Annotated in this window: 14 protein-coding genes; 8 read left to right on the top strand and 6 right to left on the bottom strand. The window is 56.9% G+C overall.

What is annotated here, in order from left to right; translation table 11 throughout:
• The 4 genes from trmH to fpr all read left to right on the top strand — a co-directional run bounded on the left by trmH (position 1) and on the right by fpr (position 4835).
• Positions 1-774, top strand: a complete 774-nt coding sequence (trmH, locus tag ACMYSN_RS15420) for a tRNA (guanosine(18)-2'-O)-methyltransferase TrmH (RefSeq protein ID WP_462495386.1) — start codon at positions 1-3, stop codon at positions 772-774.
• Between the two features lies 1 nt (position 775).
• On the top strand, positions 776-2857 hold the full coding sequence (recG, locus tag ACMYSN_RS15415) for an ATP-dependent DNA helicase RecG (RefSeq protein WP_462495385.1): 2082 nt from the start codon (positions 776-778) through the stop codon (positions 2855-2857).
• 67 nt (positions 2858-2924) lie between these two features.
• Entirely contained in the window at positions 2925-3935 is a 1011-nt protein-coding gene (gene glpX, locus ACMYSN_RS15410) for a class II fructose-bisphosphatase (protein WP_123757378.1), read from the top strand.
• Between the two features lie 153 nt (positions 3936-4088).
• Entirely contained in the window at positions 4089-4835 is a 747-nt protein-coding gene (gene fpr / locus ACMYSN_RS15405; RefSeq protein ID WP_434582510.1) for a ferredoxin--NADP(+) reductase, read from the top strand.
• Here fpr and ACMYSN_RS15400 read toward each other — a convergent pair whose 3' ends face one another.
• Complete coding sequence (locus ACMYSN_RS15400; RefSeq protein ID WP_123757094.1) at positions 4836-5264, bottom strand: DUF805 domain-containing protein; 429 nt, start codon at positions 5262-5264, stop codon at positions 4836-4838.
• 112 nt (positions 5265-5376) lie between these two features.
• Between ACMYSN_RS15400 and ACMYSN_RS15395 the strand changes: the two genes are divergently transcribed.
• The gene (locus tag ACMYSN_RS15395; RefSeq protein WP_462495384.1) at positions 5377-5976 is read left to right on the top strand and encodes a YiiQ family protein; all 600 of its coding nucleotides are present in this window, start codon (positions 5377-5379) and stop codon (positions 5974-5976) included.
• Between the two features lie 109 nt (positions 5977-6085).
• Positions 6086-6853: a triose-phosphate isomerase family protein gene (gene tpiA, locus ACMYSN_RS15390; RefSeq protein WP_462495383.1), complete on the top strand. Its 768-nt coding sequence runs from the start codon at positions 6086-6088 to the stop codon at positions 6851-6853.
• A 109-nt stretch (positions 6854-6962) separates the two neighbouring features.
• Here the strand turns inward: tpiA and ACMYSN_RS15385 are convergent, their stop codons facing one another.
• The 4 genes from ACMYSN_RS15385 to zapB form a co-directional block, all read right to left on the bottom strand.
• Positions 6963-8267: an SLC13 family permease gene (locus ACMYSN_RS15385; RefSeq protein WP_462495382.1), complete on the bottom strand. Its 1305-nt coding sequence runs from the start codon at positions 8265-8267 to the stop codon at positions 6963-6965.
• Positions 8268-8340: 73 nt separating this feature from the next.
• Positions 8341-9096, bottom strand: a complete 756-nt coding sequence (locus ACMYSN_RS15380; protein WP_462495381.1) for a CDP-diacylglycerol diphosphatase — start codon at positions 9094-9096, stop codon at positions 8341-8343.
• A 92-nt stretch (positions 9097-9188) separates the two neighbouring features.
• A complete protein-coding gene (locus ACMYSN_RS15375) occupies positions 9189-10178 on the bottom strand; it encodes a sulfate ABC transporter substrate-binding protein (RefSeq protein WP_462495380.1) in 990 nt (329 codons plus the stop codon).
• A gap of 158 nt (positions 10179-10336) precedes the next feature.
• A complete protein-coding gene (zapB, locus tag ACMYSN_RS15370; RefSeq protein ID WP_095102595.1) occupies positions 10337-10582 on the bottom strand; it encodes a septal ring assembly protein ZapB in 246 nt (81 codons plus the stop codon).
• Positions 10583-11140: 558 nt separating this feature from the next.
• Here zapB and ACMYSN_RS15365 point away from each other — a divergent pair.
• On the top strand, positions 11141-11986 hold the full coding sequence (locus ACMYSN_RS15365) for an MIP/aquaporin family protein (RefSeq protein ID WP_123757087.1): 846 nt from the start codon (positions 11141-11143) through the stop codon (positions 11984-11986).
• Positions 11987-12007: 21 nt separating this feature from the next.
• Complete coding sequence (gene glpK / locus ACMYSN_RS15360; RefSeq protein WP_123757086.1) at positions 12008-13516, top strand: glycerol kinase GlpK; 1509 nt, start codon at positions 12008-12010, stop codon at positions 13514-13516.
• Positions 13517-13659: 143 nt separating this feature from the next.
• Here glpK and gltS read toward each other — a convergent pair whose 3' ends face one another.
• Positions 13660-14862, bottom strand: coding sequence for a sodium/glutamate symporter (gltS, locus tag ACMYSN_RS15355; RefSeq protein WP_123757085.1), 1203 nt, complete (start codon positions 14860-14862; stop codon positions 13660-13662).
• Positions 14863-15049 lie beyond the last annotated feature (187 nt).

Raw genomic sequence — 15049 nt, 5'->3', positions numbered from 1 at the left:
ATGAATATTCAACGTTATGCACGTATTTGTGAGATGCTCGCCAGGCGTCAGCCCGACCTGACGGTCTGCATGGAGCAGGTCCATAAACCTCATAACGTGTCGGCGGTGGTGCGTACCGCAGATGCCGTTGGTGTCCATGAAGTACACGCTGTCTGGCCCAGCAGTCGTATGCATACCATGGTCTCTGCCGCCGCCGGCAGCAACAGCTGGGTACAGGTCAAAACCCACCGCAGTATCGGCGATGCCGTCAGCCATTTAAAGGGCCAGGGCATGCAAATCCTTGCGACGCATCTCTCAGATAAAGCCGTCGATTTTCGCGAGATCGACTACACCCGCCCCACCTGCATCCTGATGGGCCAGGAAAAAACCGGCATCACTCAGGAAGCCTTAGCGCTGGCTGACCAGGATATCATCATCCCGATGACGGGCATGGTGCAATCGCTCAACGTCTCCGTTGCCTCTGCCCTGATCCTCTACGAAGCGCAACGTCAGCGACAAAATGCGGGCATGTATAAACGCGAGAACAGCATGCTGCCGGAAGAAGAGCAGCAGCGCCTGCTGTTTGAAGGGGGCTATCCGGTTCTGGCCAGAGTCGCCAGACAAAAGGGGCTGCCTTACCCGCACGTGAACGCGCAAGGCGAAGTCGAAGCCGATGCGCAATGGTGGGCCACCATGCAGGCTGTCGGCACGGTCGAATCGCAAAGACGTCGCCGTATTCCGCGCCCGACCCCTGGAGCAGACCAGCAAAAGCACAACCTGATGGAAGACGAGTAGCATGGCAGGCCGCCTGTTAGATGCAGTGCCGCTCAACTCGCTTACCGGCGTAGGGGCAGCACAAAGCAGCAAACTGGCAAAAATCGGCCTGCATACGGTGCAGGATCTCCTGCTGCACCTGCCGCTACGCTATGAAGACCGCACCCATCTTTATCAGATAGGCGAACTGCTGCCCGGGGTATATGCCACCGTCGAGGGCGAAGTCCTCAGCAGCAACATCACCTTTGGCGGTCGCCGGATGATGACCTGTCAGATCAGCGACGGCTCCGGCATCCTCACCATGCGCTTCTTCAACTTCAACGCCGCCATGAAAAATAGCCTGGCAACCGGTCGGCGCGTGTTGGCCTACGGTGAAGCCAAGCGCGGCAAATACGGGGCGGAGATGATCCACCCGGAATATCGCGTACAGGGCGACATGAGCACCCCTGAGCTTCAGGAAACCCTGACGCCGGTCTACCCAACTACCGAAGGCATCAAGCAGGCCACGCTGCGTAAGCTTACCGATCAGGCGCTGGAACTACTGGAAACCTGCGCTATCGCCGAGCTGCTGCCGCCCGAACTGGCGCAGGGAATGATGAGCCTGCCGGAGGCGCTGCGCACCCTGCACCGACCACCGCCATCGCTGCAGCTTAGCGATCTGGAAAGCGGTAAGCACCCAGCACAGCAGCGCTTAATCCTGGAGGAACTGCTGGCGCATAACCTGAGCATGCTGGCGCTGCGCGCCGGCGCACAGCGTTTTCACGCCCTGCCGTTGAGCGCCGACGACACCTTAAAACATCAGCTGCTTGCCGCCCTGCCCTTTAAACCAACCGGCGCACAGGCGCGGGTCAGCGCGGAGATCGAGCGTGATATGGCGCTCGACGTGCCGATGATGCGTCTGGTACAGGGCGACGTTGGCTCCGGCAAGACGCTGGTTGCCGCCCTTGCGGCGCTGCGGGCCATCGCCCACGGCAAGCAGGTGGCGCTGATGGCGCCGACCGAACTGCTGGCAGAACAACACGCCACCAACTTCCGACAGTGGTTTGCCCCGCTGGGCATTGAAGTGGGCTGGCTGGCGGGTAAACAGAAAGGGAAAGCACGGCAGGCCCAGCAGGAAGCGATCGCCAGCGGTCAGGTACAGATGATCGTCGGCACCCATGCCATTTTTCAGGAGCAGGTGCAGTTCAACGGTCTGGCGCTGGTGATTATCGATGAGCAGCACCGTTTTGGTGTCCACCAGCGGCTGGCGCTGTGGGAAAAAGGCCAGCAGCAGGGCTTCCATCCCCATCAGTTGATCATGACCGCCACGCCGATTCCGCGCACCCTGGCGATGACCGCCTATGCCGATCTCGATACCTCGGTTATTGACGAATTGCCTCCGGGCCGAACGCCGGTCACCACGGTCGCCATTCCCGATACCCGCCGCCACGATATTATTGATCGGGTACGCAACGCCTGCACTCAGGAAGGGCGTCAGGCCTACTGGGTCTGCACGTTGATTGAAGAGTCCGACCTGCTGGAAGCGCAGGCGGCAGAAGCCACCTGGGAAGAGCTGAAACTGGCGCTGCCGGAGCTGAATATTGGCCTGGTGCATGGCCGCATGAAGCCCGCCGACAAACAGGCGGTCATGCAGGCCTTTAAAGTGGGCGAGCTGCATCTGCTGATCGCCACCACGGTTATCGAAGTCGGGGTGGATGTCCCCAACGCCAGCCTGATGATCATCGAAAACCCAGAGCGTCTGGGGCTGGCGCAGCTGCATCAGCTCAGAGGGCGCGTAGGCCGCGGCGCGGTCGCTTCTCACTGCGTGCTACTCTATAAATCGCCGCTGTCGAAAACGGCGCAAAAACGGCTGCAGGTGTTGCGCGACAGCAACGACGGTTTCGTCATTGCCCAAAAAGACCTGGAAATTCGCGGTCCAGGCGAGCTGCTCGGTACCCGGCAGACGGGGAGCGCCGAATTTAAAGTCGCCGATCTGCTGCGCGATCAGGCCATGATCCCCGATGTTCAGCGCATCGCCCGCCATATTCATGAACGTTATGCCCAGCAGGCCCAGGCGCTTATTGAGCGCTGGATGCCGGAAACCGAACGCTATTCCAACGCCTGACGTCCCGTCTGCGCCCGCAGGGTCGGCCGTGACGCCTGGCTCAATGTATCTTCACAACGAGTGGATTATGAAACGAGAACTGGCCATCGAATTTTCGCGTGTCACCGAAGCTGCCGCCCTGGCAGGCTATAAATGGTTGGGCCGTGGCGATAAAAACACCGCCGATGGCGCTGCGGTCAACGCCATGCGCATTATGCTTAACCTGATCAATATCGACGGCACCATCGTGATTGGCGAGGGTGAAATTGATGAAGCGCCGATGCTGTTTATCGGCGAGAAGGTCGGCACCGGCAACGGCGACGCGGTGGATATTGCCGTGGACCCGATCGAAGGGACCCGCATGACGGCAATGGGCCAGGCAAACGCCCTGGCGGTGATGGCGGTCGGCGATAAAGGCTGCTTCCTCAACGCGCCGGACATGTACATGGAAAAACTGATTGTCGGTCCCGGGGCCAAAGGGGCTATCGACCTCAATCTGCCGCTGGTCGAAAACCTGCACAATATCGCCGCAGCGCTGCAAAAACCGCTGGGTGAACTGACCGTGACCATTCTGGCCAAACCGCGCCACGATGCGGTCATTGCCGAGCTGCAACAGGCCGGAGTCCGGGTCTTCGCGATTCCGGATGGCGACGTCGCAGCGTCGATTCTGACCTGCATGCCGGACAGCGAAGTCGACGTGCTGTATGGCATCGGTGGTGCGCCAGAAGGGGTGGTATCGGCGGCGGTGATCCGCGCGCTGGATGGCGACATGCAGGGCCGCCTGCTGGCACGCCATGTTGTTAAAGGGGATACCGAAGAGAACCGCCGCATCGGCGAAAACGAGCTGGCGCGCTGCAAAGCGATGGGCATCGAAGCGGGCAAAGTGCTGCGCCTGGACGAGATGGCCCGCAGCGATAACGTGGTGTTCTCCGCCACCGGCATCACCAAAGGCGACCTGCTGGACGGCATCACCCGCAAAGGGAATATGGCCACCACCGAAACGCTGCTGATCCGCGGTAAATCCCGCACTATTCGCCGCATTCAGTCCATTCATTATCTCGACCGTAAAGATCCGGACATCCAGCTGCACATCCTGTAAGCCTGGGTGAAAAACGGCGAGCGGGTTTCCCCCCGGCTCGCCTGTTCCGTCACGGGAATATTTGATCAATAGAGCTTTTCTACCCTGTCGGGCTGGAAATCTTTGCCATGTGCAACGAAGATAAGGCAACGCTTCGCGCAACGGGAGAAGAAGATGGCGGACTGGGTTAGCGGCAAAGTAACAAAAGTGACGTTCTGGACCGATACATTGTTCAGCTTGTACCTCCACGCGCCGGTTCAACCGTTCACCGCCGGGCAGTTTGCCAAGCTCGGGCTGGAGATCGACGGCGAGCGCGTACAGCGCGCCTACTCCTACGTGAATGCGCCGGGCAATCCCGACCTTGAGTTTTACCTGGTCACCGTACCGGAGGGCAAACTCAGCCCCCGCCTGGCAGCCCTGAAGCCAGGCGATGAGGTACTGATCGTCAGCGAAGCCGCGGGCTTTTTTGTCCTCGAAGAGGTGCCGGATTGCGACACCCTGTGGATGCTGGCAACGGGCACCGCTATCGGCCCCTATCTGTCCATTCTGCAGGAAGGCAAAGACCTTGAGCGCTTTAAAAACCTGGTGCTGGTCCACGCCGCCCGCTATGAAGCCGACCTCAGCTACCTGCCGTTGATGCGCGAATTAGAACAACGCTATGGCGGAAAATTGCGGATTCAAACCGTCGTAAGCCGCGAGGCCGCGCCGGGTTCCCTGACCGGGCGACTGCCCTTCCTGATCGAAACCGGCGCGCTCGAAGAGGCCGTTGGCCTGCCGATGACGGCGGACACCAGCCACGTGATGCTGTGCGGTAATCCACAGATGGTGCGCGATACTCAGCAGTTGCTGAAAGAGACCCGCGAGATGACCAAACATCTGCGTCGCCGTCCGGGCCACATGACTGCCGAGCATTACTGGTAATCAGGACGCCGCTTTCCAGCGCACATCCAGCGTCTCTTTACCAAATTTATTCTCGCCCTGGGTGCCCACAAACGCCCCCAGGTCGATGAGCATCATGACGATAATTAAGGTCGGGATAAACCGCCCTACGCCCCATTGCCAGACGCCGGGCAGCATCGCCCAGTTGCCGGCTAGCAGCATCCACGCCAGCACCATCAGCAACGCCCACAGCCCCGATTTGCCCCGGTCATGCAGTCGCTTAATGGTCACCGCCGCCGTCGGCCACAGCAGGCAAACCAGCATGAACGCCGCGGTCTGCAAATTGAGCAAATTAGTGCCGGCCAGGGTAAACAGCACGCACATCGTCAGAACCCAGATCCCCATCCAGATCCAGAAGTCACGGCGTCCGATACGCCCTTTTATTGAGAACATCCACTGCTGTAGGGTCATGTTTTATTCCTTACCATCATCATTCGCGTAGTTTACCCTGAAGCCGCCACTTTTTGACAAGCGCGACGGTTCCCGTTTTAATCGTCAGCAGATAAAAAAAGGAAAGACTGACATGAAGATGTGGACGACATTGTGTTTTATAGGGCTGACAGCGTTATCTGTCGGCCAGAAGGCATTGTCCGCACAGCCAGAATCTTCCGCCACAGCCCCCTATCTGCTGGCGGGCGCCCCCACGTTTGATATGTCCATCAGCGAGTTTCGGGAAAAATTCAACACCGATAATCCAAAGCTCCCGCTGAATGAGTTTCGCGCCATCGCCTCAAACCGCGACCGGGAAAACCTGACGCGAGCGGCGACTAAAATTAATGAGAATCTCTATGCCTCCGCGGCACTGGAGCGCGGGACGCTGAAAATAAAATCGATGCAGATCACCTGGCTGCCTATTCAGGGGCCGGAGCAGAAAGCAGCCAAAGCCAAAGCGCAGCTCTATATGAGCGCCGTATTATGCGCCTTTGTCCCCACCATAAGCCCGGCGCAGAGCCAGCAAAAATTACAGAAAATTCTCGCCGCTGGCAAAGGCAAACGCTACTTCTCTGAAACGGAAGGCGCGATACGCTATGTGGTGGCAGACCACGGCGAAAAAGGGCTGACCTTCGCTGTTGAACCGATTAAGCTGGCGCTATCTGAATCGCTTGAGAGCAATAATAAATGACAAAAAGCAAAGCCTTTCCAGCGATGAATCTCTATACTGTTTGACAGACCATGCTGCCCTTCCGGGCGGCTATATTCCTTAATTCGCTTAAGTAGCGTGGAGAATTAAAATGCGACATCCTTTAGTGATGGGTAACTGGAAACTGAACGGCAGCCGCCACATGGTAAACGAACTGATCGCGAACCTGCGTACCGAACTGGCTGGCGTTTCTGGCTGCGCCGTTGCGATCGCTCCGCCAGAAATGTACATCGACCTGGCTAAGCACGCGGCAGAAGGTAGCCACATTCACCTGGGCGCGCAGAACGTAGACCTGAACCAGTCCGGCGCATTCACCGGTGAAACCTCCGCTCAAATGCTGAAAGATGTCGGTGCTGAATACATCATCATTGGTCACTCTGAGCGTCGTACTTACCACAAAGAATCTGACGAGTTCATCGCTAAGAAATTCGCCGTGCTGAAAGAGCAGGGTCTGATCCCGGTACTGTGCATTGGTGAAACCGAAGCGGAAAACGAAGCGGGCAAAACTGAAGAAGTGTGCGCACGCCAGATCGACGCCGTTCTGACCACTCAGGGCGCAGCTGCCTTCGAAGGCGTGGTTATCGCTTACGAACCAGTATGGGCTATCGGTACCGGCAAATCCGCGACCCCGGCTCAGGCTCAGGCCGTGCACAAATTCATCCGTGATCACATTGCTAAAGCTGACGCAAAAGTGGCTGAGCAGGTCATCATCCAGTACGGCGGCTCTGTTAACGCATCCAACGCCGCAGAGCTGTTCACTCAGCCAGATATCGACGGCGCGCTGGTTGGCGGTGCATCCCTGAAAGCAGATGCTTTCGCGGTGATCGTTAAAGCAGCAGAAGCAGCGAAAAAAGCGTAATTCGTTTTAGCAGGTCTTTCCCCGGTCGCGCTTCGCAACCGGGGTTATCTCCAGCTAGCCCGGACAGGTGCGCTGCACCGCCTCCGGGAAAATCCCCGAGCAGAACAGGCTACAGTTTCCCCAACGCCTGATACCACAGATAATCCAACGGCAGCAGAATCAAATAGCTCACCGCCGCCAGCGCAATACACAGCAGCATGCCGGAACGCGCCGGAACTTTCCCCAACGCCATCGCCACCACAATCGGCGAAGCCTGATACGGCAGCAACGGCGTCGAATAGCCCAGCACCTGAATCATAATCACGCTTAACAGCGGAAAGCCGGTGGCATCGGAAAAACTCTGCGCAAAGGTGGTGTACAGCGCGGGAACGCCGTTGGCGGTCATAATGAAGTTCAGGGCGCTGGTGATGCCGGTTAAGGCCAGGAAGCTGGTAAACGGACTCTCTTTATCGAGCGGCATCACGTGCAGCAGCGCATTGCCCACCACCTCGCCGATGCCGGTTTGGGTGACGGTAATCGCCAGCCCGAGGATCCCGGCAACGTAAATGCAGGTGCGAATATTCACGCCGCTGGAGAATTCTTCCCCGCTGATAAACCCGATGCGCGGCAGCAACGTCACCACCGCGGCCGCCAGCCCGGTCCAGGCCGGACCGATGCCGTGCCAGCTCTCACTGACCCACAGCACCAGCACAGCCGCCAGCAGCCACGCCAGGCGCTTCTCATCGCGGCTCATCGGTGGCAAAGGCGTCAGATCGCGTGGTGGATGCGGTTTTCCGGGAAACAGCCAGCAAATCAGGGCGATCAATGCACCGCCTTTCAGCCAGCCCAGCACCGGGGTGTGCAGCAGCAAATAGGGCAGATAGTTAAGGTGGATCCCGTAGGAGCCTTCCGCCGCCCCGCTCATTACCAGGTTCGGAACGTTGGCGGGCAGAATAGTGGCCGACAGCTGGAACGTCCCAAAGCCCACCGCCAGCGCCAGCCCGAACCAGGGACGAGTCCCCTCTTCGATGCCCGCCCGCTTCGCCATCGCCGCGACAATCGGCATCAACAGCGCAATACGCCCCATGTTTGAGGGCATCACGAAGGCCAGCGCATAGCTCAACAGCACCACGCTGGCGACCATCAGCGGCCAGGAGTCGGTTAAGCGCGCCGACAGCGCCCGCGCCGCTCTGTCTGCCAGACCGGTTTTACGAATCGCAATTCCCAGAACAAAACCGCTGAACACCAGCCAGAACGCCGACGAGGCAAAGCCACCAAAAATCACTTCCGGCGGGGCGATTTTGGCCATCATCGCGGCGGCGAAAAACAGCAGCGCGGTCATAAATTCCGGCAGCAGCGAGGTCGCCCACAGCAGGATGGTGATGCCAACAATGATAGAAGGAAGGAACAAAGGGTGGGACAACCAGAGCGACATACCTGTCTCCTGTCGTTTTTTTCAGCAAGAATACGACGGACAGTAAGACAGGTAAATGCCAGATATAGTGGGGTTATCGCAGGATTGCGCAGCTATGATCCTGAATCTCTTCCGCCGAGGCACGATTGAGCGTCAGCAGATTACGCTCGGTCGCCAGCAGCACCAGCGAGCCGTCGCTCTGCTTCGCCATCGCCAGCGCAAAACGCCCCATATGTTCACGCGCTTGCGGTACCTCTTCCGCCAGCATCAGAAAAGGGCTGCGCTGCGCCAGCTCCGTCTCGGTGACCCGGCGGGCCAGATATTCATGGCCCATTAAGCCACCGGGCAGCGTTAGCCAGCGGCTACTAATCACAGAGGCTTCTTTATCGAGCTGAGTACGGACGTCGGGGCGTAAGCAGGAGATATGAATATGGAAATGATTTTGCGTGCGTCCGCTACGCGAATTAATCGTCAATGAAACCGCCTCATCCGCTACGGCAGAGCCACGACGTTCACTCATGATTTCGCGCCCCTGCCAGGCCTGCCAGAAGAAGTTCGGCGTCAGTGGGTCAAGCAGAAGCGGGCTTTCGGTGCCGTTAATGCGGTAAGTCGGCATCAACAGATACTGCAGCGGGCCATTACGGTCTTTAAACAGGACATAGCCGCCCTTCAGGTTCACTTCCGCACAGGGCGCGGGATTCTGCTGCTGCTGTTGATTGGGAACACACTGTTGCAGAACAATTTTGCGCAACGCATCCGGATTGCCAGAATGCAGCCAGTAATAGCCGCCCGCAATCGCCGCCAGCACCACCACCAGCAGCGCTAATAAAAGGTATCGCACTCTTCGCATTATGTTTTCCTGTCTCAGCCAGAAACGGAAGAGTAGCGCAATTTGATGACTAAAAGATAACGCCCGGTTAGGAAACCGGGCGTTGAGGGAGATTAACGCTGACTGATTTGGTCGAAAGTACCGCCGTTAGAGAAGTGTGTTTTCTGGGCCCTGGTCCAGCCACCGAACTCTTCATCGATGGTAAACAGCTTCAGTTTCGGGAACTCACTCGCATATTTCTTCGCCACGTCCGGGTCACGTGGACGATAGAAGTTCTTCGCCGCGATCTCCTGGCCCTGCGGTGAGTACAGGTACTTCAGGTAGGCGTCAGCCACCTGACGGGTGCCTTTTTTGTCCACGACTTTGTCCACGACGGAGACGGTCGGCTCTGCGAGAATCGATTCGCTCGGGGTGACGATTTCAAACTTATCTTTGCCCAGTTCGTTCGCCGCTAGCAGCGCTTCGTTTTCCCACGCAATCAGCACGTCGCCAATACCGCGTTCAACGAAGGTGTTTGTCGAGCCACGAGCGCCTGAATCCAGCACTTCAACATTCTTATACAGCGCCTTTACAAAGTCCTGAGCCTTGGCCTGGTCGCCGTTATTCTGGTGCAGGGCATAACCCCATGCCGCCAGATAGTTCCAGCGCGCGCCACCGGAGCTTTTCGGGTTAGGCGTAATGACCGACACGCCCGGTTTGATCAAATCGTTCCAGTCATGAATCTGTTTCGGGTTGCCTTTGCGAACAAGGAACACAATGGTTGAGGTATACGGTGCGGAGTTATCCGGCAGGCGTTTCAGCCAGTTTTTATCGATACGACCGCGTTCGGCGATCGCATCAACGTCATAGGCCAGTGCCAGGGTCACCACATCGGCTTCAATACCGTTGATGACCGACGTCGCCTGCTTGCCTGAGCCGCCGTGCGACTGACGAATAATCACGTTGTCGCCCGTTTCCTGTTTCCAGTGTGCGCTGAACGCTTTGTTGTACTGTTCGTACAGTTCGCGCGTTGGATCATAAGATACGTTTAATAACTGAATGTCTTTTGCCAGAACGCTGGCGGATGCCAGCAACAGAGTTAACCCAACGCCCCACTTATTCATCGCACCGCTCTCTTTATGTCGTGTTGTGATGGGATAAGCGTGCCAGAAAGCGAACCAATGATTAAAGAATAAAAAAAGATTGGCTATAACTTGAGAGTATATACACAGCGGGGAAATGCTTACCCTCTCCCGGACAGGAGAGGGTGAGGACGAGAGGGTTACACTTCTTCCATGCGACCCAGCAGTGCCTGCAGACGATCCTGCCAGCCCTGCTGCTGTTCTCTCAGCTGACCGTTTTCACGTTCCAGCTCTTCACGGCTGTGCTGTGCGCCCTGAACTTCCTGCGCCAGCGTGTTGTTTTTTTCTTTCAGCTCTTCGATTTCCATCTGTAACAGAGTGATGGTATCAATCGCCTGCTGTACTTTTGATTCTAATTTCTCAAACACTTCTAATGACATCGTCATACCTCTCCTGAACTTGCAAGGCGTTGATAGAGTACTATCCCGTACACGCCGTCCTTCAAGCTGCTTCTGCGTTAGCGGGTTCGCCCCGGTCGCTTACTACAGTAAGCGGCTGAGGATTCATTCGCTGGCCGTTTTGACGCATCCCGAATGATGTTGTGTACCTACGCGGTGACGCCTTAACGAAAATAAGCGCGCTACAGTGATCATGCTGTCGATTGTATGAATCCCCGTCGTCCCTGTCCAGCGACAACCCGCGTAGATCGCGGTTTGCAACACTTTTCAGTCTTTACCTGGCGCATTCGGCGCTTTTCCCCGGAACTTCACCCGCAATTGTTAATCAATGGGTTAACAAAAACCGCCATCAACGCGTCTTTGATGTGTCACAACACGCGTTTATAGCGCGAAATCGCTCATTTTCTTGACGTAGTACACACATTTATATTTCGATATTTCTCGTTTTTGTTCGTTAACGATAAATTAACACTATGCCTACATGGCAGCGTGGTCGCTTGCGACCTTCATACATACCATAATCACCACTTCGCTTCAGGATTCGATATGAGCCAAACATCAACATTAAAAGGCCAATGCATCGCAGAGTTCCTAGGTACCGGGTTGTTGATCTTTTTCGGGGTTGGATGTGTCGCCGCATTAAAAGTAGCGGGCGCCAGCTTCGGTCAGTGGGAAATCAGCATCATCTGGGGTCTGGGGGTGGCCATGGCTATCTATCTGACCGCGGGTGTCTCCGGCGCGCACCTCAACCCTGCAGTCACGATCGCACTGTGGCTTTTTGCCTGCTTCGACGGGCGTAAAGTTGTACCCTTTATCTTTTCTCAATTTGCCGGCGCCTTTTGCGCTGCAGCGTTAGTTTACGGGCTTTACTACAATCTTTTCTTCGATTTCGAACACAGCCACAATATGGTGCGTGGCAGCGTCGAAAGTCTTGAGCTAGCCGGTATCTTCTCCACTTACCCGAACCCACATATCAATTTTGTGCAGGCATTCGCGGTAGAAATGGTGATTACCGCTATCCTGATGGGCGTGATTCTGGCGCTGACCGACGATGGCAATGGCATACCGCGTGGCCCGCTGGCACCGCTGCTGATCGGTCTGTTAATCGCCGTCATCGGTGCATCGATGGGGCCGCTGACCGGTTTTGCCATGAACCCGGCACGTGACCTGGGACCGAAAACGTTCGCCTGGCTCGCCGGCTGGGGTGATGTCGCCTTTACCGGCGGCAAAGATATCCCTTATTTCCTGGTGCCGCTGTGTGCTCCGGTGGTGGGCGCCGCGCTGGGCGCGTTCAGCTACCGCAAGCTGATTGGCCGCCATCTGCCATGCGACACCTGCGTTGAGGAAGAGAAAGAGACTTCCTCGACAACGCAACACAACGCTTCGCTGTAATCTGACTACGGGACTCATACTATGACCGACAAAAAATATATCGTTGCGCTCGACCAGGGCACCACCAGCTCCCGGGCCGTTGTGATGGATCACGATGCCAATATCGTCAGCGTTTCACAGCGCGAATTTGAACAAATTTATCCGCGTCCAGGCTGGGTTGAGCACGACCCAATGGAGATCTGGGCTTCCCAAAGCTCGACCCTGGTTGAAGTTCTGGCGAAAGCCGATATTAGCTCCGATGAGATTGCCGCTATCGGCATCACCAACCAGCGTGAAACAGCCATTGTGTGGGAACGCGAAACGGGCAAACCGATTTATAACGCGATCGTCTGGCAGTGCCGTCGTACCGCTGAAATCTGTGAGCAGCTGAAGCGTGACGGGATGGAAGAGTACATCCGTAAGGCCACCGGTCTGGTGGTTGATCCATACTTCTCCGGGACCAAAGTAAAATGGATTCTGGACCACGTTGAAGGTTCTCGTGAGCGCGCTAAACGCGGCGAGCTGTTGTTTGGCACCGTAGACACCTGGCTGGTATGGAAAATGACCCAGGGCCGCGTCCACGTGACCGACTACACCAACGCCTCGCGTACCATGCTGTTCAACATTAACGAGCTGGACTGGGACGATAAGATGCTCGACGCGCTGGATATTCCGCGCGCCATGCTGCCGGAAGTGCGCAAGTCTTCCGAAGTGTACGGTCAGACCAACATCGGTGGTAAAGGCGGCACGCGTATTCCTATCGCCGGTATCGCGGGCGATCAGCAGGCGGCGCTGTTCGGCCAGCTGTGTGTGAAAGAGGGGATGGCGAAGAACACTTACGGTACCGGCTGCTTTATGTTGATGAATACCGGTGAAAAAGCGGTGGCGTCGACTCACGGCCTGCTGACCACCATCGCCTGCGGTCCGCGTGGTGAAGTGAACTATGCGCTGGAAGGTGCGGTGTTTATGGCCGGTGCCTCTATTCAGTGGCTGCGCGACGAAATGAAGCTGATAAACGACGCGTTCGATTCCGAATATTTCGCCACCAAGGTGAAGGATACCAACGGGGTGTATGTCGTCCCGGCGTTTACCGGCCTCGGCGCACCGTACTGGGACCCGTATGCTCGTGGCGCGATCTTCGGCCTGACCCGCGGGGTGAATGCCAACCACATTATCCGCGCCACCCTGGAATCAATTGCCTATCAGACACGTGATGTGCTGGAAGCGATGCAGGCTGACTCTGGTATACGTCTGCACGCGCTGCGTGTCGACGGCGGTGCGGTAGCCAATAATTTCCTGATGCAGTTCCAGTCCGACATCCTGGGTACCCGCGTAGAGCGCCCGGAAGTCCGTGAAGTCACCGCACTGGGCGCCGCTTACCTGGCAGGCCTGGCCGTCGGCTTCTGGCAAAATCTGGATGAGCTGCAGGAGAAAGCAGTAATCGAACGCGAGTTCCGCCCGGGGATCGAAACCACCGAACGTAACTTCCGCTACAGCGGCTGGAAAAAAGCGGTGAAACGCGCCCTGGCGTGGGAAGAGCACGAAGAGTAAGTACCCTCCGTTCCCCGTTGGCGCTACGCTGACCGGGCTACAGAACGGCGACAAGTGCGCGCATCCCCGGTCACATAGATAACTATGTGACCGGGGTAAGCAAACGCAATCAACGCACCTGTGGCCTGAAAGACAACGGGGATTTAGCCAAAGATCGGCAACAGCAGATACAACTTAATCACCAGCGCGTTCACAATATCGATAAAGAACGCCCCCACCATCGGCACCACCAGAAACGCCATATGCGACGGGCCAAAGCGGTCGGTAATCGCCTGCATATTGGCAATCGCCGTCGGCGTTGCGCCGAGACCAAAGCCACAGTGACCGGCAGCCAGCACCGCGGCATCATAGTTTTTGCCCATCATGCGGTAGGTGACGAAAATTGAATACAATGCCATCGCCACCGCCTGCACCGCCAGGATGGCAAGCATCGGCAGCGCCAGCGAAGCCAGCTCCCACAGCTTCAGGCTCATCAGCGCCATAGCGAGGAACAGCGACAGGCTGACGTTACCCAGGATCGATACCGCCCGGTCAAACACGCGATAGAAGCCCGCCAGCGCCAGACCGTTGCTGAGGATCACGCCGATAAACAGCACGCAGACAAAGGTTGGTAATTCCAGCACGGTTCCCATCAACAGTTGCGCAACCACCTTCCCGAGCGTCAGACAGATTGCGATTAAGGCAATACTCTCGATCAGCACCAGCGAGGTGATCATTCGGCCCATCTCAGGCTTTTCAAACGCGGTAGGCGCCAGCTGATCGTCCGGGGTTCCGTCCGGAGAAGAGGAGTGTTTAACCAGATAACGCGCCACCGGGCCGCCAATCAGGCCGCCCAGCACCAGACCGAAGGTAGCGCAGGCCATTGCCACTTCGGTGGCGTTGGCAAAACCGTAACGTTCAACAAACAGCTTACTCCACGCCGCGCCGGTACCGTGGCCGCCGGAGAGGGTGATCGAACCTGCCAGCAGACCCATCAGCGGGTCCAGACCCAGCAGCTTCGCCATGCCAATGCCGAGGGCGTTTTGCAGCAGCAGCAGACCCACCACCACTATCAGAAATGTCCCCAGAACTTTACCGCCCGCCCGCAGGCTGGCCAGGTTAGCGTTAAGCCCGATCGTCGCAAAGAACGCCAGCATCAGCGGGTCTTTCAGGCTCATATCAAAGTCGATTTCCCAACCCATGCTTTTTTTCAGCACCAGCAGCGCCAGCGCCACCAGCAGGCCGCCAGCAACAGGTTCAGGGATGGTGTATTTCTTCAGGAAGGGGACTTTCTGGACCAGTTGTCTGCCCAGAAGCAGCACCAAGGTTGCGGCAACGAGCGTCGATAAGGTATCGAGGTGAAACATAAAAAGAGCTCCTTATTTGCGCATGATTCATTCACACGCGACGGTATTCCCGGTGTCGATAGATTCTCGTCTTGAGAAATCGGAGCCAGATTTTAAGCAGAAGCACGTAGCAAATAACAGAAAAAGATAGTTTGTTTTGATATTGATGCGATCAAGCATACAAAATGTTAATAAAATTTCCGGGCTG

The organism is Klebsiella sp. R445, assembly GCF_051131755.1.
GTDB lineage: Bacteria > Pseudomonadota > Gammaproteobacteria > Enterobacterales > Enterobacteriaceae > Klebsiella > Klebsiella lignicola.
This window is presented reverse-complemented; position numbering and strand designations above follow the sequence as displayed.

Bases quoted from the DNA above. Each gene is read 5' to 3' on its own strand.
- ACMYSN_RS15395 (WP_462495384.1), top strand. From the start codon at position 5,377: ATGAAGATGTGGACGACATTGTGTTTTATAGGGCTGACAGCGTTATCT.
- ACMYSN_RS15380 (WP_462495381.1), bottom strand. From the start codon at position 9,096: ATGCGAAGAGTGCGATACCTTTTATTAGCGCTGCTGGTGGTGGTGCTG.
- ACMYSN_RS15375 (WP_462495380.1), bottom strand. From the start codon at position 10,178: ATGAATAAGTGGGGCGTTGGGTTAACTCTGTTGCTGGCATCCGCCAGC.
- trmH (WP_462495386.1), top strand. From the start codon at position 1: ATGAATATTCAACGTTATGCACGTATTTGTGAGATGCTCGCCAGGCGT.
- glpK (WP_123757086.1), top strand. From the start codon at position 12,008: ATGACCGACAAAAAATATATCGTTGCGCTCGACCAGGGCACCACCAGC.
- fpr (WP_434582510.1), top strand. From the start codon at position 4,089: ATGGCGGACTGGGTTAGCGGCAAAGTAACAAAAGTGACGTTCTGGACC.
- tpiA (WP_462495383.1), top strand. From the start codon at position 6,086: ATGCGACATCCTTTAGTGATGGGTAACTGGAAACTGAACGGCAGCCGC.
- ACMYSN_RS15385 (WP_462495382.1), bottom strand. From the start codon at position 8,267: ATGTCGCTCTGGTTGTCCCACCCTTTGTTCCTTCCTTCTATCATTGTT.
- ACMYSN_RS15400 (WP_123757094.1), bottom strand. From the start codon at position 5,264: ATGACCCTACAGCAGTGGATGTTCTCAATAAAAGGGCGTATCGGACGC.
- ACMYSN_RS15365 (WP_123757087.1), top strand. From the start codon at position 11,141: ATGAGCCAAACATCAACATTAAAAGGCCAATGCATCGCAGAGTTCCTA.
- recG (WP_462495385.1), top strand. From the start codon at position 776: ATGGCAGGCCGCCTGTTAGATGCAGTGCCGCTCAACTCGCTTACCGGC.
- glpX (WP_123757378.1), top strand. From the start codon at position 2,925: ATGAAACGAGAACTGGCCATCGAATTTTCGCGTGTCACCGAAGCTGCC.
- zapB (WP_095102595.1), bottom strand. From the start codon at position 10,582: ATGACGATGTCATTAGAAGTGTTTGAGAAATTAGAATCAAAAGTACAG.
- gltS (WP_123757085.1), bottom strand. From the start codon at position 14,862: ATGTTTCACCTCGATACCTTATCGACGCTCGTTGCCGCAACCTTGGTG.